General features: G+C 63.1%; 15 protein-coding genes. 8 read left to right on the top strand and 7 right to left on the bottom strand.

The annotated features are described in order from the left end of the window. Nucleotides 1-20: 20 nt before the first annotated feature. From OGV19_RS02740 to OGV19_RS02730, 3 genes are all read right to left on the bottom strand, one after another. On the bottom strand, nucleotides 21-314 hold the full coding sequence (locus OGV19_RS02740) for a YcgL domain-containing protein (protein WP_264312019.1): 294 nt from the start codon (nucleotides 312-314) through the stop codon (nucleotides 21-23). Then, nucleotides 311-1,444: a ribonuclease D gene (gene rnd / locus OGV19_RS02735; RefSeq protein WP_264312018.1), complete on the bottom strand. Its 1,134-nt coding sequence runs from the start codon at nucleotides 1,442-1,444 to the stop codon at nucleotides 311-313. The genes OGV19_RS02740 and rnd overlap by 4 nt, the downstream gene beginning before the upstream one ends. Before the next feature lie 109 nt (nucleotides 1,445-1,553). Continuing rightward, complete coding sequence (locus tag OGV19_RS02730) at nucleotides 1,554-3,191, bottom strand: phosphoethanolamine transferase (RefSeq protein WP_264312017.1); 1,638 nt, start codon at nucleotides 3,189-3,191, stop codon at nucleotides 1,554-1,556. A gap of 299 nt (nucleotides 3,192-3,490) precedes the next feature. On the opposite strand from OGV19_RS02730, the gene OGV19_RS02725 reads away from it, so the two are divergent. Beyond that, nucleotides 3,491-3,727, top strand: coding sequence for an HP1242/YdcH family protein (locus tag OGV19_RS02725; RefSeq protein WP_264312016.1), 237 nt, complete (start codon nucleotides 3,491-3,493; stop codon nucleotides 3,725-3,727). Nucleotides 3,728-3,788: 61 nt separating this feature from the next. Here the strand turns inward: OGV19_RS02725 and OGV19_RS02720 are convergent, their stop codons facing one another. Beyond that, nucleotides 3,789-4,973, bottom strand: coding sequence for a trans-sulfuration enzyme family protein (locus OGV19_RS02720; protein WP_264312015.1), 1,185 nt, complete (start codon nucleotides 4,971-4,973; stop codon nucleotides 3,789-3,791). A 128-nt stretch (nucleotides 4,974-5,101) separates the two neighbouring features. Between OGV19_RS02720 and OGV19_RS02715 the strand changes: the two genes are divergently transcribed. Then, complete coding sequence (locus tag OGV19_RS02715; protein ID WP_264312014.1) at nucleotides 5,102-5,563, top strand: Lrp/AsnC family transcriptional regulator; 462 nt, start codon at nucleotides 5,102-5,104, stop codon at nucleotides 5,561-5,563. 116 nt (nucleotides 5,564-5,679) lie between these two features. On the opposite strand, the gene OGV19_RS02710 is transcribed toward OGV19_RS02715, so the two are convergent. Further along, entirely contained in the window at nucleotides 5,680-8,010 is a 2,331-nt protein-coding gene (locus OGV19_RS02710; protein ID WP_264312013.1) for an FdhF/YdeP family oxidoreductase, read from the bottom strand. A gap of 231 nt (nucleotides 8,011-8,241) precedes the next feature. On the opposite strand from OGV19_RS02710, the gene moaA reads away from it, so the two are divergent. Next, a complete protein-coding gene (gene moaA / locus OGV19_RS02705; RefSeq protein ID WP_264312012.1) occupies nucleotides 8,242-9,246 on the top strand; it encodes a GTP 3',8-cyclase MoaA in 1,005 nt (334 codons plus the stop codon). A 20-nt stretch (nucleotides 9,247-9,266) separates the two neighbouring features. Next, nucleotides 9,267-10,166, top strand: a complete 900-nt coding sequence (locus OGV19_RS02700; protein ID WP_264312011.1) for a bestrophin family protein — start codon at nucleotides 9,267-9,269, stop codon at nucleotides 10,164-10,166. Nucleotides 10,167-10,282: 116 nt separating this feature from the next. On the opposite strand, the gene moaB is transcribed toward OGV19_RS02700, so the two are convergent. Then, entirely contained in the window at nucleotides 10,283-10,822 is a 540-nt protein-coding gene (gene moaB / locus OGV19_RS02695) for a molybdenum cofactor biosynthesis protein B (protein ID WP_264312010.1), read from the bottom strand. Between the two features lie 140 nt (nucleotides 10,823-10,962). Between moaB and OGV19_RS02690 the strand changes: the two genes are divergently transcribed. Then, nucleotides 10,963-11,850, top strand: coding sequence for a LysR family transcriptional regulator (locus tag OGV19_RS02690; RefSeq protein WP_264312009.1), 888 nt, complete (start codon nucleotides 10,963-10,965; stop codon nucleotides 11,848-11,850). Here the strand turns inward: OGV19_RS02690 and OGV19_RS02685 are convergent. After that, the gene (locus OGV19_RS02685) at nucleotides 11,838-12,620 is read right to left on the bottom strand and encodes an AraC family transcriptional regulator (protein WP_264312008.1); all 783 of its coding nucleotides are present in this window, start codon (nucleotides 12,618-12,620) and stop codon (nucleotides 11,838-11,840) included. The two genes, OGV19_RS02690 and OGV19_RS02685, sit on opposite strands and share 13 nt — an antisense overlap. A 377-nt stretch (nucleotides 12,621-12,997) precedes the next feature. On the opposite strand from OGV19_RS02685, the gene OGV19_RS02680 reads away from it, so the two are divergent. The 3 genes from OGV19_RS02680 to OGV19_RS02670 are packed head-to-tail and all read left to right on the top strand — an operon-like array spanning nucleotide 12,998 to nucleotide 16,572. Beyond that, nucleotides 12,998-14,614 (top strand): APC family permease, encoded by a 1,617-nt coding sequence (locus tag OGV19_RS02680; protein WP_264312007.1) that lies wholly within the window; start codon nucleotides 12,998-13,000, stop codon nucleotides 14,612-14,614. Nucleotides 14,615-14,642: 28 nt separating this feature from the next. Beyond that, on the top strand, nucleotides 14,643-15,569 hold the full coding sequence (locus OGV19_RS02675; protein ID WP_264312006.1) for a 4-hydroxyproline epimerase: 927 nt from the start codon (nucleotides 14,643-14,645) through the stop codon (nucleotides 15,567-15,569). Nucleotides 15,570-15,624: 55 nt separating this feature from the next. Then, on the top strand, nucleotides 15,625-16,572 hold the full coding sequence (locus tag OGV19_RS02670) for a dihydrodipicolinate synthase family protein (protein WP_264312005.1): 948 nt from the start codon (nucleotides 15,625-15,627) through the stop codon (nucleotides 16,570-16,572). Nucleotides 16,573-16,714: the final 142 nt, after the last annotated feature.

Raw genomic sequence — 16,714 nt, 5'->3', positions numbered from 1 at the left:
AGAAGGGAACCTGGCCTGGGTCAGACCGGGTCGTTACGGCGCAGCAGCTCTTCGGGCAGGTGCTCGATGTACTCGTCTTCGACCGGCGGCATCTGCAGGTGATAGCCCTGGTTGTCGAGGTTTTCCAGCACCTTGACGATGTCCTCGCGCGCCAGCTTGCGCTCGGGGCTCAGCACCAGGTCGAAGGCATGCACCGGGGTGCCGAAGTACGGCAGCAGGGCCTCGGGCACGCGCTCCAGGCCTTCGGCCTTGAGCACATACAGGTACATTTCGTTCTTGCGGGGGCTCTTGTAGATTGAGCAGATACGTTTCATTGGGTCTCTCCGGCACCTGCCAGGTTGTCCAGCAGGGCCTGGCCCATGCGCTCGCGACGCCAGCCGCGCAGCGAATCGGGCAGTTGATAGGGGCCATTGGGGTAGCCGCTCTTGAGCAGCGCTTCCAGGGTCTTCTTGCGCAGCATCAGCTCTGGGGCAATGCCCAGACGCTCACCTTCGGCCTGGCCAATGGCGCGCAGCTGCTTGATGATGCCGGCCGCTTCGATCGGCAGCGGCTCGGGCAGAACCTGCGGCCACTGATCGGCGGGCAGGCTGGCAGCACGCTTGATCAGCTGGACGAGGCATTCACCGTCCTGGCGGATGGTGCGCGGGTGCATCTCGTCGATCTTGGCCAGCGCCGACAGGTTGGACGGCTGGGACTTGGCCATCGGCCACAGCGAGTGCTCCTTGAGAATGCGGTTGCGCGGCACATCACGGTTGCGTGCCTCGCGCTCGCGCCAGGCGCACAGCTCGCGCAACACCGCCAACTGCTGGGGCGCAAGCTTCCAGGCCAGCTTGACGTCGCGGTACAGGCTCTCGGGCACGACTTCGCGGCGCAACTGGGCAACCAGTTCAGCGCCGTCCTCCAGCACCCACGCGTACTTGTCGTCGGACAGACGCGGACGCAGGGCGATGAACAGCTCGGCCAGGTGCACGGCATCTTCGGCGGCGTAGCTGATCTGGGTTTCGGAAAGCGGGCGCTGCAACCAGTCGGAGCGGGTTTCCCCCTTGGGCAACTCGAGCCCCAGCACGTCCTGAACCAGGCGCGAGTAGCCCATGGAGAAGCCCAGGTTCAGGTAACCGGCGGCCAACTGCGTGTCGAACAGTGGCTGAGGCAACTTGCCAGTCAGGCGCAGCAACACTTCGAGGTCTTCGCTGCAAGCGTGCAGCACCTTGACCACACCGCTGTCTTCGAGCAGATCGGCCAAGGGCTGCCAGTCCTTGATCAGCAGCGGGTCGATCAGAAAGGCACGTTGACCGTCGCCGATCTGGATCAGCCCCGCTTTGGGGTAGAAGGTGTCTACCCGCATGAATTCGGTGTCGAGCGCTACGAAGGGCAGTTCGCGCCAGCTTCGGCAGAGTTCGGCCAGGGTCTGGTCGTCACGGATCCAGTGTATTTCGATGGCCACGAGGCTCTCCCACTAACATTGGCGCGCAGTATATACGGCGCGGGCACTGCGGGTGAAACCTGCGCCATCCCTGGAATAGATAAACGGTGCTGCTGCAGGCCATTGGCGATCAGTGCTTGGCTGCCAGCCAAGGCCGGCAGCTGGCGAACATGTCCAGCGATTGCTGGTACACCTCGGTGCGCACCTGCAACAGGCCGAGCATGGAGTGGAACAGGTTGTCCTGGGACAGCGGGGCATCGCTGAGCCTGGCCAGGCAGTCGGTGTCCAGGCCAAAGTCCTCTTTGTAGCTGTCGGAGAACCAGGTCAGCAGTGGCACGTGCTTCTGTTGCTCCGGGGCAATGGCGTAAGGGGTGCCGTGCAGGAACAGGTTGTACTCGCCCAGCGACTCACCGTGGTCGGACAGGTAGATCATCGCCGTGTCGACCTTGTCCTGTTTACTGCGCAACGTGTCGATCAGGGACGCCAGCACCTTGTCGGTGTAGGCCAAGGTGTTGTCGTAGCCGTTGATGATGTCCTGCTCGCTGCACTGGTTCAGCGCATTGCTCTGGCACACTGGGGTGAAGCGCTCGCTGGCGTTGGGGTAGCGCTTGAAGTACTCGGGGCCGTGGCTGCCCATCTGGTGCAGCACCAGCACGGTGTCCTTGTCGAGGGTGTCGATCAGCTCGCCCAGGCCCTGCAACAGGATCTCGTCGTGGCATTCGCCGTTAGCGCACAGTGCCGGGTCGGTGAGGTTGCTGACATCGATGAACTGCACCCGATCACAGGTGCCCTTGCAGCCCGACTGGTTGTCGCGCCACTGCACGGCCAGGCCTGCCCGCTGCAGGATATCGAGCAGCCCTTCACGGTTTTTCGCCACGCGAGCGTCGTAGTCCTTGCGCGGCATGCCCGAGAACATGCAGGGCACCGAAACGGCGGTTTCAGTACCGCAGGAATGCACATCGGAAAACGCCAGCAGGCCCTGCTCCTTGGCCAGGTTGGGGGTGGTGTCCCGGTCATAGCCGAGCACGCCGAAATGGTCAGCCCGTGCACTTTCACCAACCACCAGCACCGTCAACGACTTGCGCTCATGGTGCTGCCAGGCGGCATCACGGTGAGCATCTGTGCCATAAAGCTGGAAGGGCCTGGCCGCAGTACCGACGCGCTCGCTGACATAACCAATGGAGGCCCCCACGATATTGCTCGGGGTGAGCATCAGGCGCAGTTCATGGTGATTGCGAAACAGCGAAGACAACCCCTGATAATTGATCAGTGCCACCGACCCAAGGGCCACCACGCAAGCGCCGCTCACCACCAGTTTGCCCAGCAGTTCGCGGTGCCAGGCGCGGTAAGCGATCGGGGCTTTCCACAGCAACACCGACGGCAAGACACCCAACCCCAGCATATACAAAGCAAACTTCAGCGAGAGTAAGTCGCGCACTTCCGTTACATTGGTTTCGGCGATATTACGGAACATACCGGCGTCAATAAGCACCCCATATTGATTCATGAAGTAAGCAACACCCGCACCACTCATGAACAATAAGACAAGCACCGGTTTCAACACATACCGGAAGGCAAACAACGTCAGGATCAGGTTGAATGCGAACAGCATCAGCACGGCAAACGCCAGGCCCAGCCAAAGCCCCGCCAGCCCTGGCGGAACCACCTGTTCCAAGTGCTGCCAGAGAAAGACATTCAAGCCGATCAGCAGGTACAGGCTAGCCAGCAGCGTGACCCATTCAGTCCGCAGGGATTTGAAGTTGAGCATCAGTGTTCGCAATCAAGAGTGATTATCAGCCCGCGGCCTGTGCGGCACCGGGAGGGAAAGTTGGCTGAACTCTAGAAAGTGCACCATCAATTTTTCGTGAAAAAGACGCCAACAAAACAGTGAGGTGGCCTTTTTCCAACATTAAATTAAGTTTATTCAGCCGCCATTGTGCCTGGCCAGCCACGTTCGCCGCCCGATTGATGGCAGGCTGCGACAGCCTACCCCAGGCCCCCACCCGCGCAAAGGCGACTATCCTCAAAGGTCAGGACCATTCGCCAACCCCCAAGAGAGGTGAAGAAATGCCCGTTCCGCATGATCTGCTCGCTGACCTGAACATCACTGCCGAGGACTTCCAGGCGCGCATCGACAAAGACCATGACCTGCACAAACTGCACAAGGAGTACAACGCCAAAGACAAGGAAGTGCTGGCCGCCGAAGGCAACGCCAGCACCGACGACACCGTCACCCGCTTGCGCAAGGAGCGGCTACTGATCAAGGACAAGATCGAACGGACCATTCATCCGCCGAAATCCTGAAGGATTTTTGCCAAGTCAACCGGCCCTATCGCCGGCAAGCCAGCGATAGGGCCAGCAGCCTTCACACGCCAGCCGACGCCCGCAATGCCGAATCCAGGTCCTCGATCAGGTCCCGATAGTCCTCGATCCCCACCGACAACCGCAGCAGGTTCTCACTGATCCCCATCACGCCCTTCTGCTCCGGGCTCAGCGAGTTGTGCGACATGCTCCAGGAGTGGTTGATCATGCTTTCCACCCCACCCAGCGAGTCGGCGAGGACGAAGATCTGCAAGGCTTCCACCAGGCGATTGAGCGCCGCCCGGTCGCCGCCCTTGACCTTCATTGCCACCACGGCCCCGCCCGCGCGCATCTGGCGTTTGCACAGGTCATGCTGTGGGTGGCTTTCAAGCCCCGGGTAAAAGACCTGCTCGATCTGCGGATGGCTTTCGAGAAAACGCGCCACCTGCAGGGCATTGGCGCACTGGCGCTCCATGCGCACATCCAAGGTCTTCAGGCCGCGCAGGGCCAGGTAGCAGTCGAATGGGCCCTGAATCGCCCCGACCGCCATGCTGATCTTGCGCAGACGTGCCAGCAGCGCGTCATTGGCCGCGACCACCACACCGCCGGTCAGGTCGGAATGGCCACCGATGTACTTGCTGGCCGAGTGCATCACCAGGTCCACCCCCAGGGTGATCGGGCGCTGGTTCCAAGGCGAGCAGAACGTGTTGTCGATGCAGGTAAGGATGCCCCGCGAGCGGGCCAGGTCGCAGACGGCCTTGATGTCGACCAAGTGCAGCAAGGGGTTGGTCGGTGATTCGATCCAGATCAGCTGGGTTTCTGGGCGAATCGCTGCGGCCACGGCCTGCAGGTCGTTGAGGTCGACGTAGGTGGTGGTCAGCCCCGACGTATGGCCGCGGTAGTCCTCCAGGATACGGAAGGTACCCCCATAGACACCGTTCATCACCACCACGTGGGCATCCTTGGGCAACAGTTCGAGCACCGTCGCGGTGGCGTTCACGCCGGAGGCACAGGCTACCGCGCCGACGCCTTCTTCCAGCGCTGCGACACAGCTTTCGTAGGCATGCCGAGTCGGGTTGCCGACACGGCTGTAGGCATACTCGGGGTTGTCGTCCAGGCTGCGTTTGATGTAGGAACTGGCGGTATAGATGGGCGGGAAAATCGCGTTGTCGGCGACGCTATGCTGCTCGCCGGCGTGGATGGTGCGGGTGGCGAAATTACGCGGCTTGTCGGACATGATCCGGTCCATTGACTGAGGTAAGCCTGCAACTATCGCACAACCAGTGCGGGCGGCAAGGACACGCAGCAGAGGTCATGCATTTTTCTGGTTTTGCAGTAATCTGGAGAAAATCATTCTCTGGCCAGCCCGTAATCGATATGGACAATTTCGACCAACACATCCTCACCTTGCTGCAGCGTGACGCCTCCATTTCCCTCAAGGACCTGGCCGAGGCGGTGAACCTGTCCACCACGCCCTGCTGGAAGCGGGTCAAGCGCCTGGAAGAAGAGGGTTACATCCTTGGCCGCGTCGCCCTGCTCGACCCCACGCGCCTGGGGCTGGGCCTGACCGTGTTCGTCCAGCTCAAGACCCAGCGCCACGACAGCGCCTGGCTTGAGCAGTTTGCCGCCACCGTGACCGGTTTCGAAGAGGTGATGGAGTTTTACCGCATGTCTGGGGATTGGGATTACATGCTGCGGGTGGTGGTGAGTGACATTGGCGCGTATGACCGGTTTTACAAGAAGCTGATCACCCGCACGGATGGGCTTTCCAACATTACCTCTAGCTTTGCCATGGAACAGATGAAATACACCACGGCTTACCCAGTGCACCGCCCCTGATCGGTGCTGGCCTCTTCGCGGGCAAGCCCGCTCCCACAGGGTGGCACACTGCTCAAGCCTTGAGATATACCTGTGGGAGCGGGCTTGCCCGCGAAGAGGCCGGATCAGGCAAACCTTTACTCCGCCGCCTGCACCGCCTCGATCCGGTTCCCCGCCTTGGCTTTCTCTACCCTGATCGCGATGAACTTCGAGGTCGGGGTATACGTCCCCTCGCCATAACTCTCCAGCGGCACCAACGGGTTGGTTTCCGGGTAATACGCCGCGGCCTGCCCCTCGGGCACGTCATACGCCACCAGGCGGAACCCGGATACACGCCGCTCGCGCCCGTCCTCCCACAGCGACACCAGGTCCACGTGCTCGCCAGGCTCGAACCCCAGGCGGCGAATGTCGGCCTCATTGACGAACACCACCTCACGCAGGCCGAACACCCCACGGTAGCGGTCATCCAGGCCATACAGGGTGGTGTTGTACTGGTCGTGCGAACGCAAGGTCTGCAGGATCAGGTCCGGTTTGTCGCCACGGGCCAGCACCTGGGCATTGACCAGTTGCTCCGGCAACTGACTGGCACTGAAACGTGCCTTGCCGGTCGCGGTGCGCCAGTTGCGATCCGCCGCGTTGTTGCCCAGGTGGAAGCCGCCCGGGTGCTGCAGGCGCTCGTTGAAGTCGGCAAAGCCTGGGATCACATCGGCGATCATGCTGCGGATACGGCCGTAGTCGGCAATGGCGTAGTCCCAATCGATCGGCTGCTTGCCCAAGGTCGCCTGGGCCATGCCGGCAACGATGGCCGGTTCCGAACGCAAGTGCGGCGAGCGTGGGCGCAACTGGCCGTGGGAGATGTGCACCATGCTGAACGTGTCTTCCACGGTGACGCCCTGCGGCCCGCTGCCCTGCAGGTCGATCTCGGTACGGCCCAGGCACGGCAGGATCAACGCATCGCGGCCGGTGACCAGGTGCGAACGGTTGAGCTTGGTGGAAATCTGCACGGTCAATGCGCAGTTGCGCAGGGCTGCATGGGTGCGCGGGGTGTCCGGGGTTGCCTGGGCGAAGTTGCCGCCCAGGGCGATGAACACCTTGGCTTGCCCTTCTTCCATGGCCTTGATCGCCAGCACAGCGTTATGCCCATGGGCGCGGGGCACACGGAACTGGAAGCGTTTTTCCAGGGCATCGAGCAACCCGGCCTTGGGCTTCTCGTCGATACCCATGGTGCGGTCGCCCTGCACGTTGCTATGGCCACGCACCGGCGACAGGCCAGCGCCGGGTTTGCCAACGTTGCCGCGCAGCAGTTGCAGGTTGACGATTTCCTGCACGGTGGGCACCGAGTGGCGGTGCTGAGTAATGCCCATGGCCCAGCACATGATGACCCGCTCAGCCTTGCGGTACATACGCGCAGCCAGTTCGATCTCGGCTTGGGTCAGGCCCGACTGCTCGACGATATGCGCCCAAGAGGTGGCCTCTACCGCCGCCAGGTAGGCATCGACGCCGCTGGTGTGCTCGGCGATGAAGGCATGGTCGAACACCGCCGGCTCGCCCTTGGCCTGGGCCTCACGCTCCCACTGCAGCAAATACTTGGCAATGCCACGCATGGCCGCCATGTCGCCGCCCAGGGCCGGGCGGAAATACGCGGTGTTGGTCGGCTCGGAGCCATTGCTGAGCATCTCGAAGGGGTGCTGCGGGTGCTGGAAGCGCTCCAGGCCACGTTCCTTCAGCGGGTTGAAACACACCACCTGAGCGCCACGCTTGACCGCCTCACGCAGCGGTTCGAGCATGCGTGGGTGGTTGGTGCCGGGGTTCTGGCCGATGACGAAAATGGCGTCGGCCAGTTCCAGGTCATGGAACACCACAGTGCCCTTGCCCACGCCGAGGGTTTCCGACATGCCCACACCGCTGGCCTCGTGGCACATGTTCGAGCAATCGGGGAAGTTGTTGGTGCCGTAGGCGCGGACGAACAGCTGGTACAGAAACGCTGCTTCGTTGCTGGCCCGCCCCGAGGTGTAGAACTCGGCCTGATCGGGCGAGTCGAGCGCTTGCAGGTGCTTGGCGACCAGGGCGAAAGCATCATCCCAGGAGGTTTCGACGTAGTGGTCGGTGGCCGCGTCGTAGCGCATCGGGTGGGTCAGCCGACCCTGGAATTCAAGCCAGTAGTCGGTCTGTTCGGCCAGCGCACTGACGCTGTACTTGGCGAAGAATGCAGGGTCTACCGAGCGACCGGTGGCTTCCCAGTTGACCGCCTTGGCGCCGTTTTCGCAGAACTTGACCATGTCGTTTTCCGGCGACTCGCCCCAGGCGCAGCCGGGGCAGTCGAAGCCGCCGTTCTGGTTGGTCTTGAGCATGGCCCGCAGGTTCTTGAAGGCGTTTTCGCTGCCCAGCCAGCTCTTGGTCACGCTCTTGAGCGCCCCCCAGCCGGCGGCGGCGCCTTTGTAGTCCCTGATATGTTCGTCCTGGCTCATGCGGTGAATCCTCACACTCGGTGTTTTTTCCAGACTATTGAGCGTGGGGCAGCGCCGTCCAATCGAAAGATCTTACGGCCTGATAAGCCGTTTCGATCATGGTTTGGTCATTGCCTCGCGCCCCCCGCAACCGTGATAGACGAGATTGATCAACCAGTCGGGGAAAGCAATTTGACGGGGGTGCGGCCAGGTTATAGCTTGGAGCTGAGTCCATCCCATTCGAGCGCAATCGTGGAACAGAACAGCCGGGCCCTGATCGACGGCTTCAACCGGAAAATCGACTATCTGCGGATGTCAGTCACCGACCGCTGCGACTTCCGGTGCGTGTACTGCATGGCCGAAGACATGCAGTTCCTGCCGCGCCAGCAGATCCTCAGCCTCGAAGAACTGTTCCAGGTGGCCGAGCGCTTCGTCGCTTTAGGCACCCGCAAAATCCGCCTGACCGGTGGCGAGCCGCTGGTACGCCAGGGCATCGTCGAGCTGTGCGGGCGCATCGCCGCCCTGCCCGGCCTGCGCGAACTGTGCCTGACCAGCAACGGCTCGCAGCTCGGGCGCTTGGCCCAGCCGCTGTTCGACGCCGGCGTATCGCGCCTGAACATCAGCCTCGACAGCCTGGACGCCGGGCGCTTCAAGCAACTGACCCGCACCGGCGACCTCAACCAGGTAATCGCCGGCATCGACGCCGCGCGCCAGGCAGGCTTTCGCAAAACCAAGCTCAACTGCGTGGTGCTCAAAGGCCGCAACGATGACGAGCTGGCAGACCTGGTGCGCTTTGCCATCGACCGCGAGCTGGACATTACCTTCATTGAAGAAATGCCCCTGGGTGCCATCAGCGAACACCAGCGCGGTGAGTCGTTCTATTCCAGTGACGAAGTGCGCGACAGGCTGGCCGAACAGTTCACCCTGATCGAGTCGACCGAGTCGTCTCAAGGCCCGGCACGTTACTGGCGCCTGGCCGAAGCGGCACATACCCGAGTGGGGTTCATCTCGCCGCACAGCCACAACTTCTGCGCCACCTGCAACCGCGTGCGCCTGACCGTCGAAGGCCGCCTGCTGCTGTGCCTGGGCAACGAGCATTCGGTGGACCTCAAGCAGGTTCTGCGTGCCCACCCGGGCGACGCCGGGCGCCTGGAGAAAGCCATCCGTGACTCGCTGCACCTCAAACCCTACCGCCATCACTTCGAGGTGGGTGGCGAGGTGCAGATCCTGCGTTTCATGAACATGACCGGCGGCTGAACAGCCACCTCTGGATTTCCATGATCGTCCACCCCCGCCCTGATGTGCTGCGCGTGCTGTTCACCCTCAAGGGTTCGATCATCAAGCGCATTGCCTTGCGCTGCCTGATGGTCACCCTGCTGGCCGCGCTGATCGTGCTGGTCGAGCGTCACTACCCGGCATTTTTCTACCCGGTCAGCGCCACGCCTTTCACTTTGCTGGGCCTGTCGCTGTCGATCTTCATGAGCTTTCGCAACAACGCCTGCTACGACCGCTGGTGGGAGGGCCGCAAGGCCTGGGGCAAGCTGATCATCGAGACCCGCTCGTTCGTGCGCGAAAGCGTGGTAATCGCCGACCCGGCGCTACGTGCCGCGTTGCTGCGCAGCTTGTGCGGCTTTGCCCATGCGCTCAATGCCCGGCTGCGCAACGAGGATGACCTGGCAGCCGCCCGGCCTTGGCTGGCCAACCCCGACGCAATCAGCCCGCACAATGTCTGCGACGCCATTTTGCGTGAGGTCGGCGGGCACTGCTCGCGGTTAGCCGAGCAGCAGCAGATCAGCGATTGGCGCTACAGCGTGCTGGAGCAGCGGCTGGTGGGGCTGACGGAAGTACAGGCCACCTGCGAACGGATCAAAGGCACGCCGTTGCCGTTCCCCTATACCTTGTTGCTGCACCGCACCATCTACATCTTCTGCCTGCTGTTGCCGTTCGCCTTGGCTGAACCGCTGGGCTGGCTGGCACCGCTGTTTACCACCATCGTCGGTTACACGTTCTTTGGGCTGGATGCGATTGGCAATGAGCTGGAGGACCCGTTTGGGCGGGATGAGAACGACCTGCCCACCGATGCGCTGGTGCGTACCGTGGAACGCGATGTGCTGGCGGGGTTGGGGGTTGAGCCACTGCCACCGGCGCTGGAGCCGGTGGGGTATGTGTTGAGCTGAGTTTTCTACTGCTTGTGCTGGCCTCTTCGCGGGCAAGCCCGCTCCCACAAGTTTCGCATCAACACTGAACCTGTGGGAGCGTGCTTGCCCGCGAAGAGGCCAGCACAGGCTAACCATTACCCGCGGCTTGCACAGGCCTCGATGGATTTCAGGTGCGGCACGAAATTGCACGGCCGGTGCCGCGCATCCAACTGCTCGGCCAGGATCCCTTCCCACGCCGTGCGGCAGGCCCCGGTCGAACCTGGCAGGCAGCACACCAACGTGCCGTTGGCCAGGCCGGCCAATGCCCGGCTCTGAATGGTCGACGTGCCGATATCGAGAATGGACAACGCCCGGAACAGCTCGCCAAAGCCATCGATACGTTTGTCCAACAGGCATTCAACGGCTTCAGGCGTACTGTCACGCCCGGTGAAGCCGGTACCGCCGGTGATCAGCACCACCTGCACCTGCTCGTCGGCAATCCAGGTGGCGACCTGGGCGCGGATCTTGTACAGGTCGTCCTTGAGCAGCGCACGCGCCACCAGGCGATGGCCGATTTCCACCGCGCGGCTGGCCAGCAGCTCGCCGGAGGTGTCGTTGTCGTAGGTGCGGGTGTCACTGACGGTCAGCACGGCGATGTTGAGCGGTACGAAGACCGCGTCGGGTTTGACGCTCACGTGGGCTACTCCTGAAAGGGCATTGTCACCACGCTAGAGGCACGGCCAAAGGGCGTCCAATCGATATGGCGTACCGGGTGATCAATGACATCTATCGCTGACTTGGTTAAGGTCAGCACAACCAGACGCCAGGCACTCCCATGGACATCAAGCAACTCAAGTTCCTCATCGCGCTCGACCAGACCCGCCACTTCGGCCAGGCCGCAGCACTGTGCCACATCACCCAGCCGACGCTGTCGATGCGCCTGCGCAACCTGGAAGACGAACTGGACCTGGTGCTGGTAAAACGCGGCCAGCGCTTCGAAGGCTTCACCGAAGCTGGCGAGCGCATTCTGGCCTGGGCCCGCACGCTGCTGGCCGCCCACGACGGCCTGCAGGCCGAAGCCGCCAGTTGTCGCGGCCAGGTGGTCGGCAGCCTGCGCCTGGGCACCGTGCCGCTGGCCAGCTTCAACCCCATGCAATTGCTGTTGCCGCTGCGCGAAAAATACCCCGAACTGCAGTTTCAGCTCAGCTCGCACAGCACCGAGCAGATCATGGATGGCCTGAGCCGCAACCAGCTCGACCTGGGCATCTGCTACCTCGACCAGGTCAACGCAAGCTTCTTCGAAGTGATCGAGCTGGGCACCACCACCATGGGCCTGCTGCACGATACCCGGCACTTCCAGTTCGAGGCCGACACCCTGCGCTGGGAAGACCTCGGCGAGATTCCGCTGGGCTTGCTGAGCAAAGGCATGCACTACCGTCAGTCGCTGGACCTGAGTTTCCGCAGCCGCAGCCTGGAACCCAACGCCGTGCTGGAAAGCGACTCGAGCTTCCAGCTGATCCAGGCCATCAACACCGGCGTGTGCTGCGCGATCATGCCCCTCGATTGCGGGCTGGAAGACTTGAGCGACCACATGCGCATCCTGCCCATCGTCGACGCCAGCATCCACAGCCCGGTGGGCCTGCTGCTGCGACGCAGCGAGCCGCGTTCGGCGATTGCCGAGCAGTGCTTTGACGAAGCGAAGTTGCTGTTTCAGCCCACCTGATTCGCCGTCGCCAGACGGTATTGGCGCGGGGTGAACCCCGTCAATTGCTTGAACTGGCGGCTGAAGGCACTGTGGTCGGTGTAGCCGCACTGCATCGCCACCTCGGTGATCGGCAAGTCGCTGTGCAGCAAGCGATGGGCGTGCTCCAGTCGCGCCTTGTGGATCATCTGCCGCGGCGTGAGGTGGAACACCCGCTTGCAGTAGCGCTCCAGTTGCGCCACGGAAATACCCGCGATGCGGGTCAGTTCGCCCAGGCTGATCGGTTGGTGAAAATGCCGTCGAATGTGCTCATCCACGGCTGCCAGGCGCTGGTAGGCAGGGTGGGTGTCGGCGGCTGACTGCAGGTCGACCGAGATGCCCACCAGGCCGATGATGGCGCCTTCGGGGTTGCGCAACGGCCGCTTGTGGGTCAGGCACCAGCCGGGTTCGCGGCTGCCGTACAGGTGCAGTTCGAGCTGGTCTTGCAGGACCAGGCCATCCTTGAGCACGCGACGGTCCTGCTCGGTGTAGCCAGGGCCCAGTTGCGCCGGGAAGACTTCGGCGCTGGTCTTGCCCAGCAAGGGCTGCAGACGCTTGAGGCCGCAGCGCTGGACCAGCGTGTCGTTGGCCAGCACGTAGCGGGCGTCGGGGTCTTTGATGAAGATCGCGGCGTTGGGGATCGCGTCGAGAATCGGCAGCATCAGGGAGACCCCGGCAAGCAAGGCCTCCAGAGTGGCGGGGCGGTGCTGGTCCAAGGACTGGTAGAGGGTTGCCAGGGGGGCTTTTGTCATCTCGATTCTCGGGGGTTTAGGCGACTGGCCTCTTCGCGGGCAAGCCCGCTCCCACAGGTAAACCACTGAACCTGAAGAGAGTGGTGTACCTGTGGGAGCGGGCTTGCCCGCGAAGAGGCCAGCACTGCTGATGCATCTCTGCAGCCCTTGTGCGACATGGCCTCCAGCCTATCCAACCCGCCCCGCTAGCCGCCAGCCTTTTCTGCAACTGTGCCGATTTCGTCACCCGCCCTGCAGAAAACCATCAAGAACCGATGCCCCGATCGGTCCACTCTATGCCCCACGCAAGCCGCCCAAGACCTACAAGAACGCGGCCCAAAAAGCCGCACCTCGTGACATCAGACCTGCCTATCCAAAACCTACAAAAAGGCGCACCCATGTCAGGCAAATTCAAAAAACAGCTGTCACTGCTCGACCTCACCTTCATCGGCCTAGGCGCCATCTTCGGCTCCGGCTGGCTGTTCGCTGCCAGCCACGTCTCGGCCATCGCCGGCCCCGCCGGTATCCTCTCCTGGTTCCTCGGCGGTTTCGCCGTGCTGTTGCTGGGCATCGTCTACTGCGAGCTTGGCGCTGCCCTGCCCCGCGCCGGTGGCGTGGTGCGTTACCCGGTGTACTCCCATGGCCCGCTGCTCGGCTATCTGATGGGCTTCATCACCCTGATCGCGTTTTCCAGCCTGATCGCCATCGAAGTGGTCGCATCGCGCCAATACGCCGCGGCCTGGTTCCCCGAGCTGACCAAGGCCGGGTCCAGTGACCCGAGCGTGCTCGGCTGGTTGCTGCAGTTCGCACTGCTGGGGCTGTTTTTTCTGCTCAACTACCGCAGTGTCAAGACCTTCGCCAAGGCCAACAACCTGGTCAGCGTGTTCAAGTTCATCGTGCCGTTGCTGGTGATCGGTGTGCTGTTCACCTTTTTCAAACCGGCAAACTTCGAAGTCCAGGGCTTTGCGCCGTTCGGCCTGTCGGGTGTGGAAATGGCCGTGTCGGCGGGTGGCATCATCTTCGCCTACCTGGGGCTGACGCCGATCATTTCGGTGGCCAGTGAAGTGAAGAACCCGCAGCGCACCATTCCAATCGCGCTGATCCTGTCGGTGCTGTTGTCCACCGCGATTTACGCCCTGCTGCAACTGGCCTTCCTCGGCAGCATACCGACCGAGATGCTGGCCAACGGCTGGGCCGGCGTGACCAAAGAGCTGGCACTGCCCTACCGTGACATCGCCCTGGCACTGGGCGTGGGCTGGCTGGCCTACCTGGTGGTGGCCGACGCGGTCATCTCGCCAAGCGGTTGCGGCAATATCTACATGAACGCCACCCCGCGCGTGGTCTATGGCTGGGCACAGACCGGGACCTTCTTCAAAGTCTTCACCCGCATCGACGAGCAGTCCGGCATTCCCCGCCCGGCCCTATGGCTGACCTTTGCCCTGTCGGTGTTCTGGACCCTGCCATTCCCGTCGTGGGAGGCGCTGATCAACGTGGTCTCGGCGGCCCTGGTACTGAGCTATGCCGTGGCCCCGGTCACCGTCGCCGCGCTGCGCCGCAACGCACCCGACATGCCGCGCCCGTTCCGGGTCAAGGGCATGGGCGTGCTCGGCCCGCTGTCGTTCATCATCGCCGCGCTGATCGTCTACTGGTCTGGCTGGAACACCGTGTCGTGGCTGCTGGCCCTGCAAATCGTGATGTTCGTGCTGTACCTGCTGTGCGCCCGCTTCGTGCCGACCCAGCACCTGTCCATCGGCCAGCAAGTGCGCTCGTCGGCCTGGCTGATCGGCTTCTACGCCGTGACCATCCTGCTGTCGTGGCTAGGCAGCTTCGGCGGCCTGGGCGTGATCGGCCACCCGTTCGACACCGTGGTCGTGGCTGCCTGTGCCCTGGGCATCTACTACTGGGGCGCCGCGACTGGCGTGCCAGCGCACCTGGTACGCCTGGATGGTGAAGATGAAAGCGAAGCCGCCGCCGACACCTACCCGGGCCAACGCCCTGCCGCTGTCGCTTCCTGACCCCGGCCACCATTCAAGGGACATGCCCATGAAACACATTCACGTCATCGACTCGCACACCGGCGGCGAACCGACCCGCCTGGTCATGAAAGGTTTCCCGCAGCTCAACGGCCGCACCATGGCCGAACAGCGTGACGAACTGCGCGAACTGCACGACCCATGGCGCCGCGCCTGCCTGCTGGAGCCACGCGGCAACGATGTGCTGGTCGGCGCGCTGTACTGCCCAGCGGTGTCGCAAGACGCCACCTGCGGGGTGATTTTCTTCAACAACGCCGGCTACCTGAACATGTGCGGCCACGGCACCATCGGCCTGATCGCCTCGCTGCAACACCTGGGCCTGATCGCGCCCGGCGTGCACAAGATAGACACGCCGGTTGGCCAGGTCAGCGCCACCCTGCATGAAGACGGCGCAGTCACCGTAGGCAACGTGCCCGCCTACCGCTATCGCCAGCAGGTGCCTGTCGAAGTACCGGGCCATGGCGTGGTGTACGGCGACATTGCCTGGGGCGGCAACTGGTTCTTCCTGGTGTCCGAACACGGCCAGCGCATCGAGCTGGACAACGTCGAGGCACTCACCCACTACACCTGGGCGATGCTCAAGGCCCTTGAGGCCCAGGGCATCACGGGCAAGCACGGCGAGCCGATCGACCATGTCGAGCTGTTCGCCGACGACCCCGACGCCGACAGCCGCAACTTCGTCATGTGCCCCGGCAAGGCCTACGACCGCTCCCCCTGCGGCACGGGCACCAGCGCCAAACTGGCCTGCCTGGCCGCTGACGGCAAGCTCGACGAAGGCCAGACCTGGGTCCAGGCGAGCATCACCGGCAGCCAGTTCCAGGGCCGCTACCAGCGCGAGGGCGAGCGCATTCGCCCATTCATTACTGGCCGCGCCCACATGACCGCCGACAGCACGCTGCTGATCGACGAACAGGATCCTTTCGCCTGGGGCATCTGACCCGCCCAGGCCTTTTTATTCGCACCCCGACTGAATACTGCAAGGAGTGACACCCATGAGCGACAACATCTTCACCGGCTGCATGCCTGCCCTGATGACCCCCTGCACCGCCGCGCGCACACCGGACTTCGACGCCCTGGTACGCAAAGGCCTTGAGCTGATCGAAGCCGGCATGAGCGCCGTGGTGTACTGCGGCTCGATGGGCGACTGGCCGCTGCTGACCGAGGCCGAACGCCAGGAAGGCGTGGCGCGCCTGGTGGCTGCCGGCATCCCGACCATCGTCGGGACCGGCGCGGTGAATACCCGTGAAGCGGTCGCCCACGCGGCCCATGCCGCCAAGGTCGGCGCCGCCGGCCTGATGGTGATCCCGCGTGTATTGTCCCGCGGCGCCTCGCTGATCGCCCAGAAGCACCACTTTTCGGCCATTCTGGCCGCCGCACCGAAGCTGCCGGCGGTGATCTACAACAGCCCTTACTACGGCTTCGCCACCCGCGCCGACCTGTTCTTCGAACTGCGCCGCGAATTCCCGAACCTGATCGGCTTCAAGGAGTTCGGCGGTGGCGCCGACCTGCGCTACGCCGCCGAGCACATCACCTCCAAAGACGATGACGTGACCCTGATGGTCGGCGTCGACACCCAGGTGGTACATGGCTTCGTCAACTGCAATGCCACCGGCGCCATCACCGGGATCGGCAATGCCCTGCCCCGTGAAGTGCTGCAACTGGTAAGCCTGAGCAAGCAGGCCGCCAAAGGTGATGCCAAGGCCCGGCGCCTGGCCCGCGAACTGGAAGCGGCGCTGGCGGTGCTGTCGTCGTTCGATGAAGGCTGCGACCTGGTGCTGTACTACAAGCACCTGATGGTGCTCAACGGCGACCGCGAGTACAGCCTGCACTTCAACGAAACCGACGCCCTCACCGATGCCCAGCGCAACTACGCCGAGCAGCAATACGCGCTGTTCCGTCAGTGGTACGCCAACTGGTCGGCCGAGCAGAACGTCGCCTGATCACTGTGGGAATAACCGTGGGAGCGGGCTTGCCCCGCGAACACCGGCAAAGCCGATGCCATGCACCGTGGTGCCTGCTTCGCGGGTAAACCCGCCCCCACAGGGTAAGCGCTACACCCTTGCACCTGAATCTGACTCCATA

This window comes from Pseudomonas putida (assembly GCF_025905425.1).
Taxonomy (GTDB): Bacteria; Pseudomonadota; Gammaproteobacteria; order Pseudomonadales; family Pseudomonadaceae; genus Aquipseudomonas; species Aquipseudomonas putida_AF.
The sequence above is the reverse complement of the archived record's forward strand: the minus strand, read 5'-3'. Positions and strand labels throughout refer to the sequence as shown.

What these genes read in the sequence shown, in the direction of transcription:
- OGV19_RS02710 (WP_264312013.1), bottom strand. Translation starts at nt 8,010, where the DNA reads ATGAGCCAGGACGAACATATCAGGGACTACAAAGGCGCCGCCGCCGGC.
- OGV19_RS02725 (WP_264312016.1), top strand. Translation starts at nt 3,491, where the DNA reads ATGCCCGTTCCGCATGATCTGCTCGCTGACCTGAACATCACTGCCGAG.
- OGV19_RS02685 (WP_264312008.1), bottom strand. Translation starts at nt 12,620, where the DNA reads ATGACAAAAGCCCCCCTGGCAACCCTCTACCAGTCCTTGGACCAGCAC.
- OGV19_RS02740 (WP_264312019.1), bottom strand. Translation starts at nt 314, where the DNA reads ATGAAACGTATCTGCTCAATCTACAAGAGCCCCCGCAAGAACGAAATG.
- OGV19_RS02675 (WP_264312006.1), top strand. Translation starts at nt 14,643, where the DNA reads ATGAAACACATTCACGTCATCGACTCGCACACCGGCGGCGAACCGACC.
- OGV19_RS02730 (WP_264312017.1), bottom strand. Translation starts at nt 3,191, where the DNA reads ATGCTCAACTTCAAATCCCTGCGGACTGAATGGGTCACGCTGCTGGCT.
- OGV19_RS02720 (WP_264312015.1), bottom strand. Translation starts at nt 4,973, where the DNA reads ATGGACCGGATCATGTCCGACAAGCCGCGTAATTTCGCCACCCGCACC.
- OGV19_RS02690 (WP_264312009.1), top strand. Translation starts at nt 10,963, where the DNA reads ATGGACATCAAGCAACTCAAGTTCCTCATCGCGCTCGACCAGACCCGC.
- OGV19_RS02680 (WP_264312007.1), top strand. Translation starts at nt 12,998, where the DNA reads ATGTCAGGCAAATTCAAAAAACAGCTGTCACTGCTCGACCTCACCTTC.
- OGV19_RS02700 (WP_264312011.1), top strand. Translation starts at nt 9,267, where the DNA reads ATGATCGTCCACCCCCGCCCTGATGTGCTGCGCGTGCTGTTCACCCTC.
- OGV19_RS02715 (WP_264312014.1), top strand. Translation starts at nt 5,102, where the DNA reads ATGGACAATTTCGACCAACACATCCTCACCTTGCTGCAGCGTGACGCC.
- OGV19_RS02670 (WP_264312005.1), top strand. Translation starts at nt 15,625, where the DNA reads ATGAGCGACAACATCTTCACCGGCTGCATGCCTGCCCTGATGACCCCC.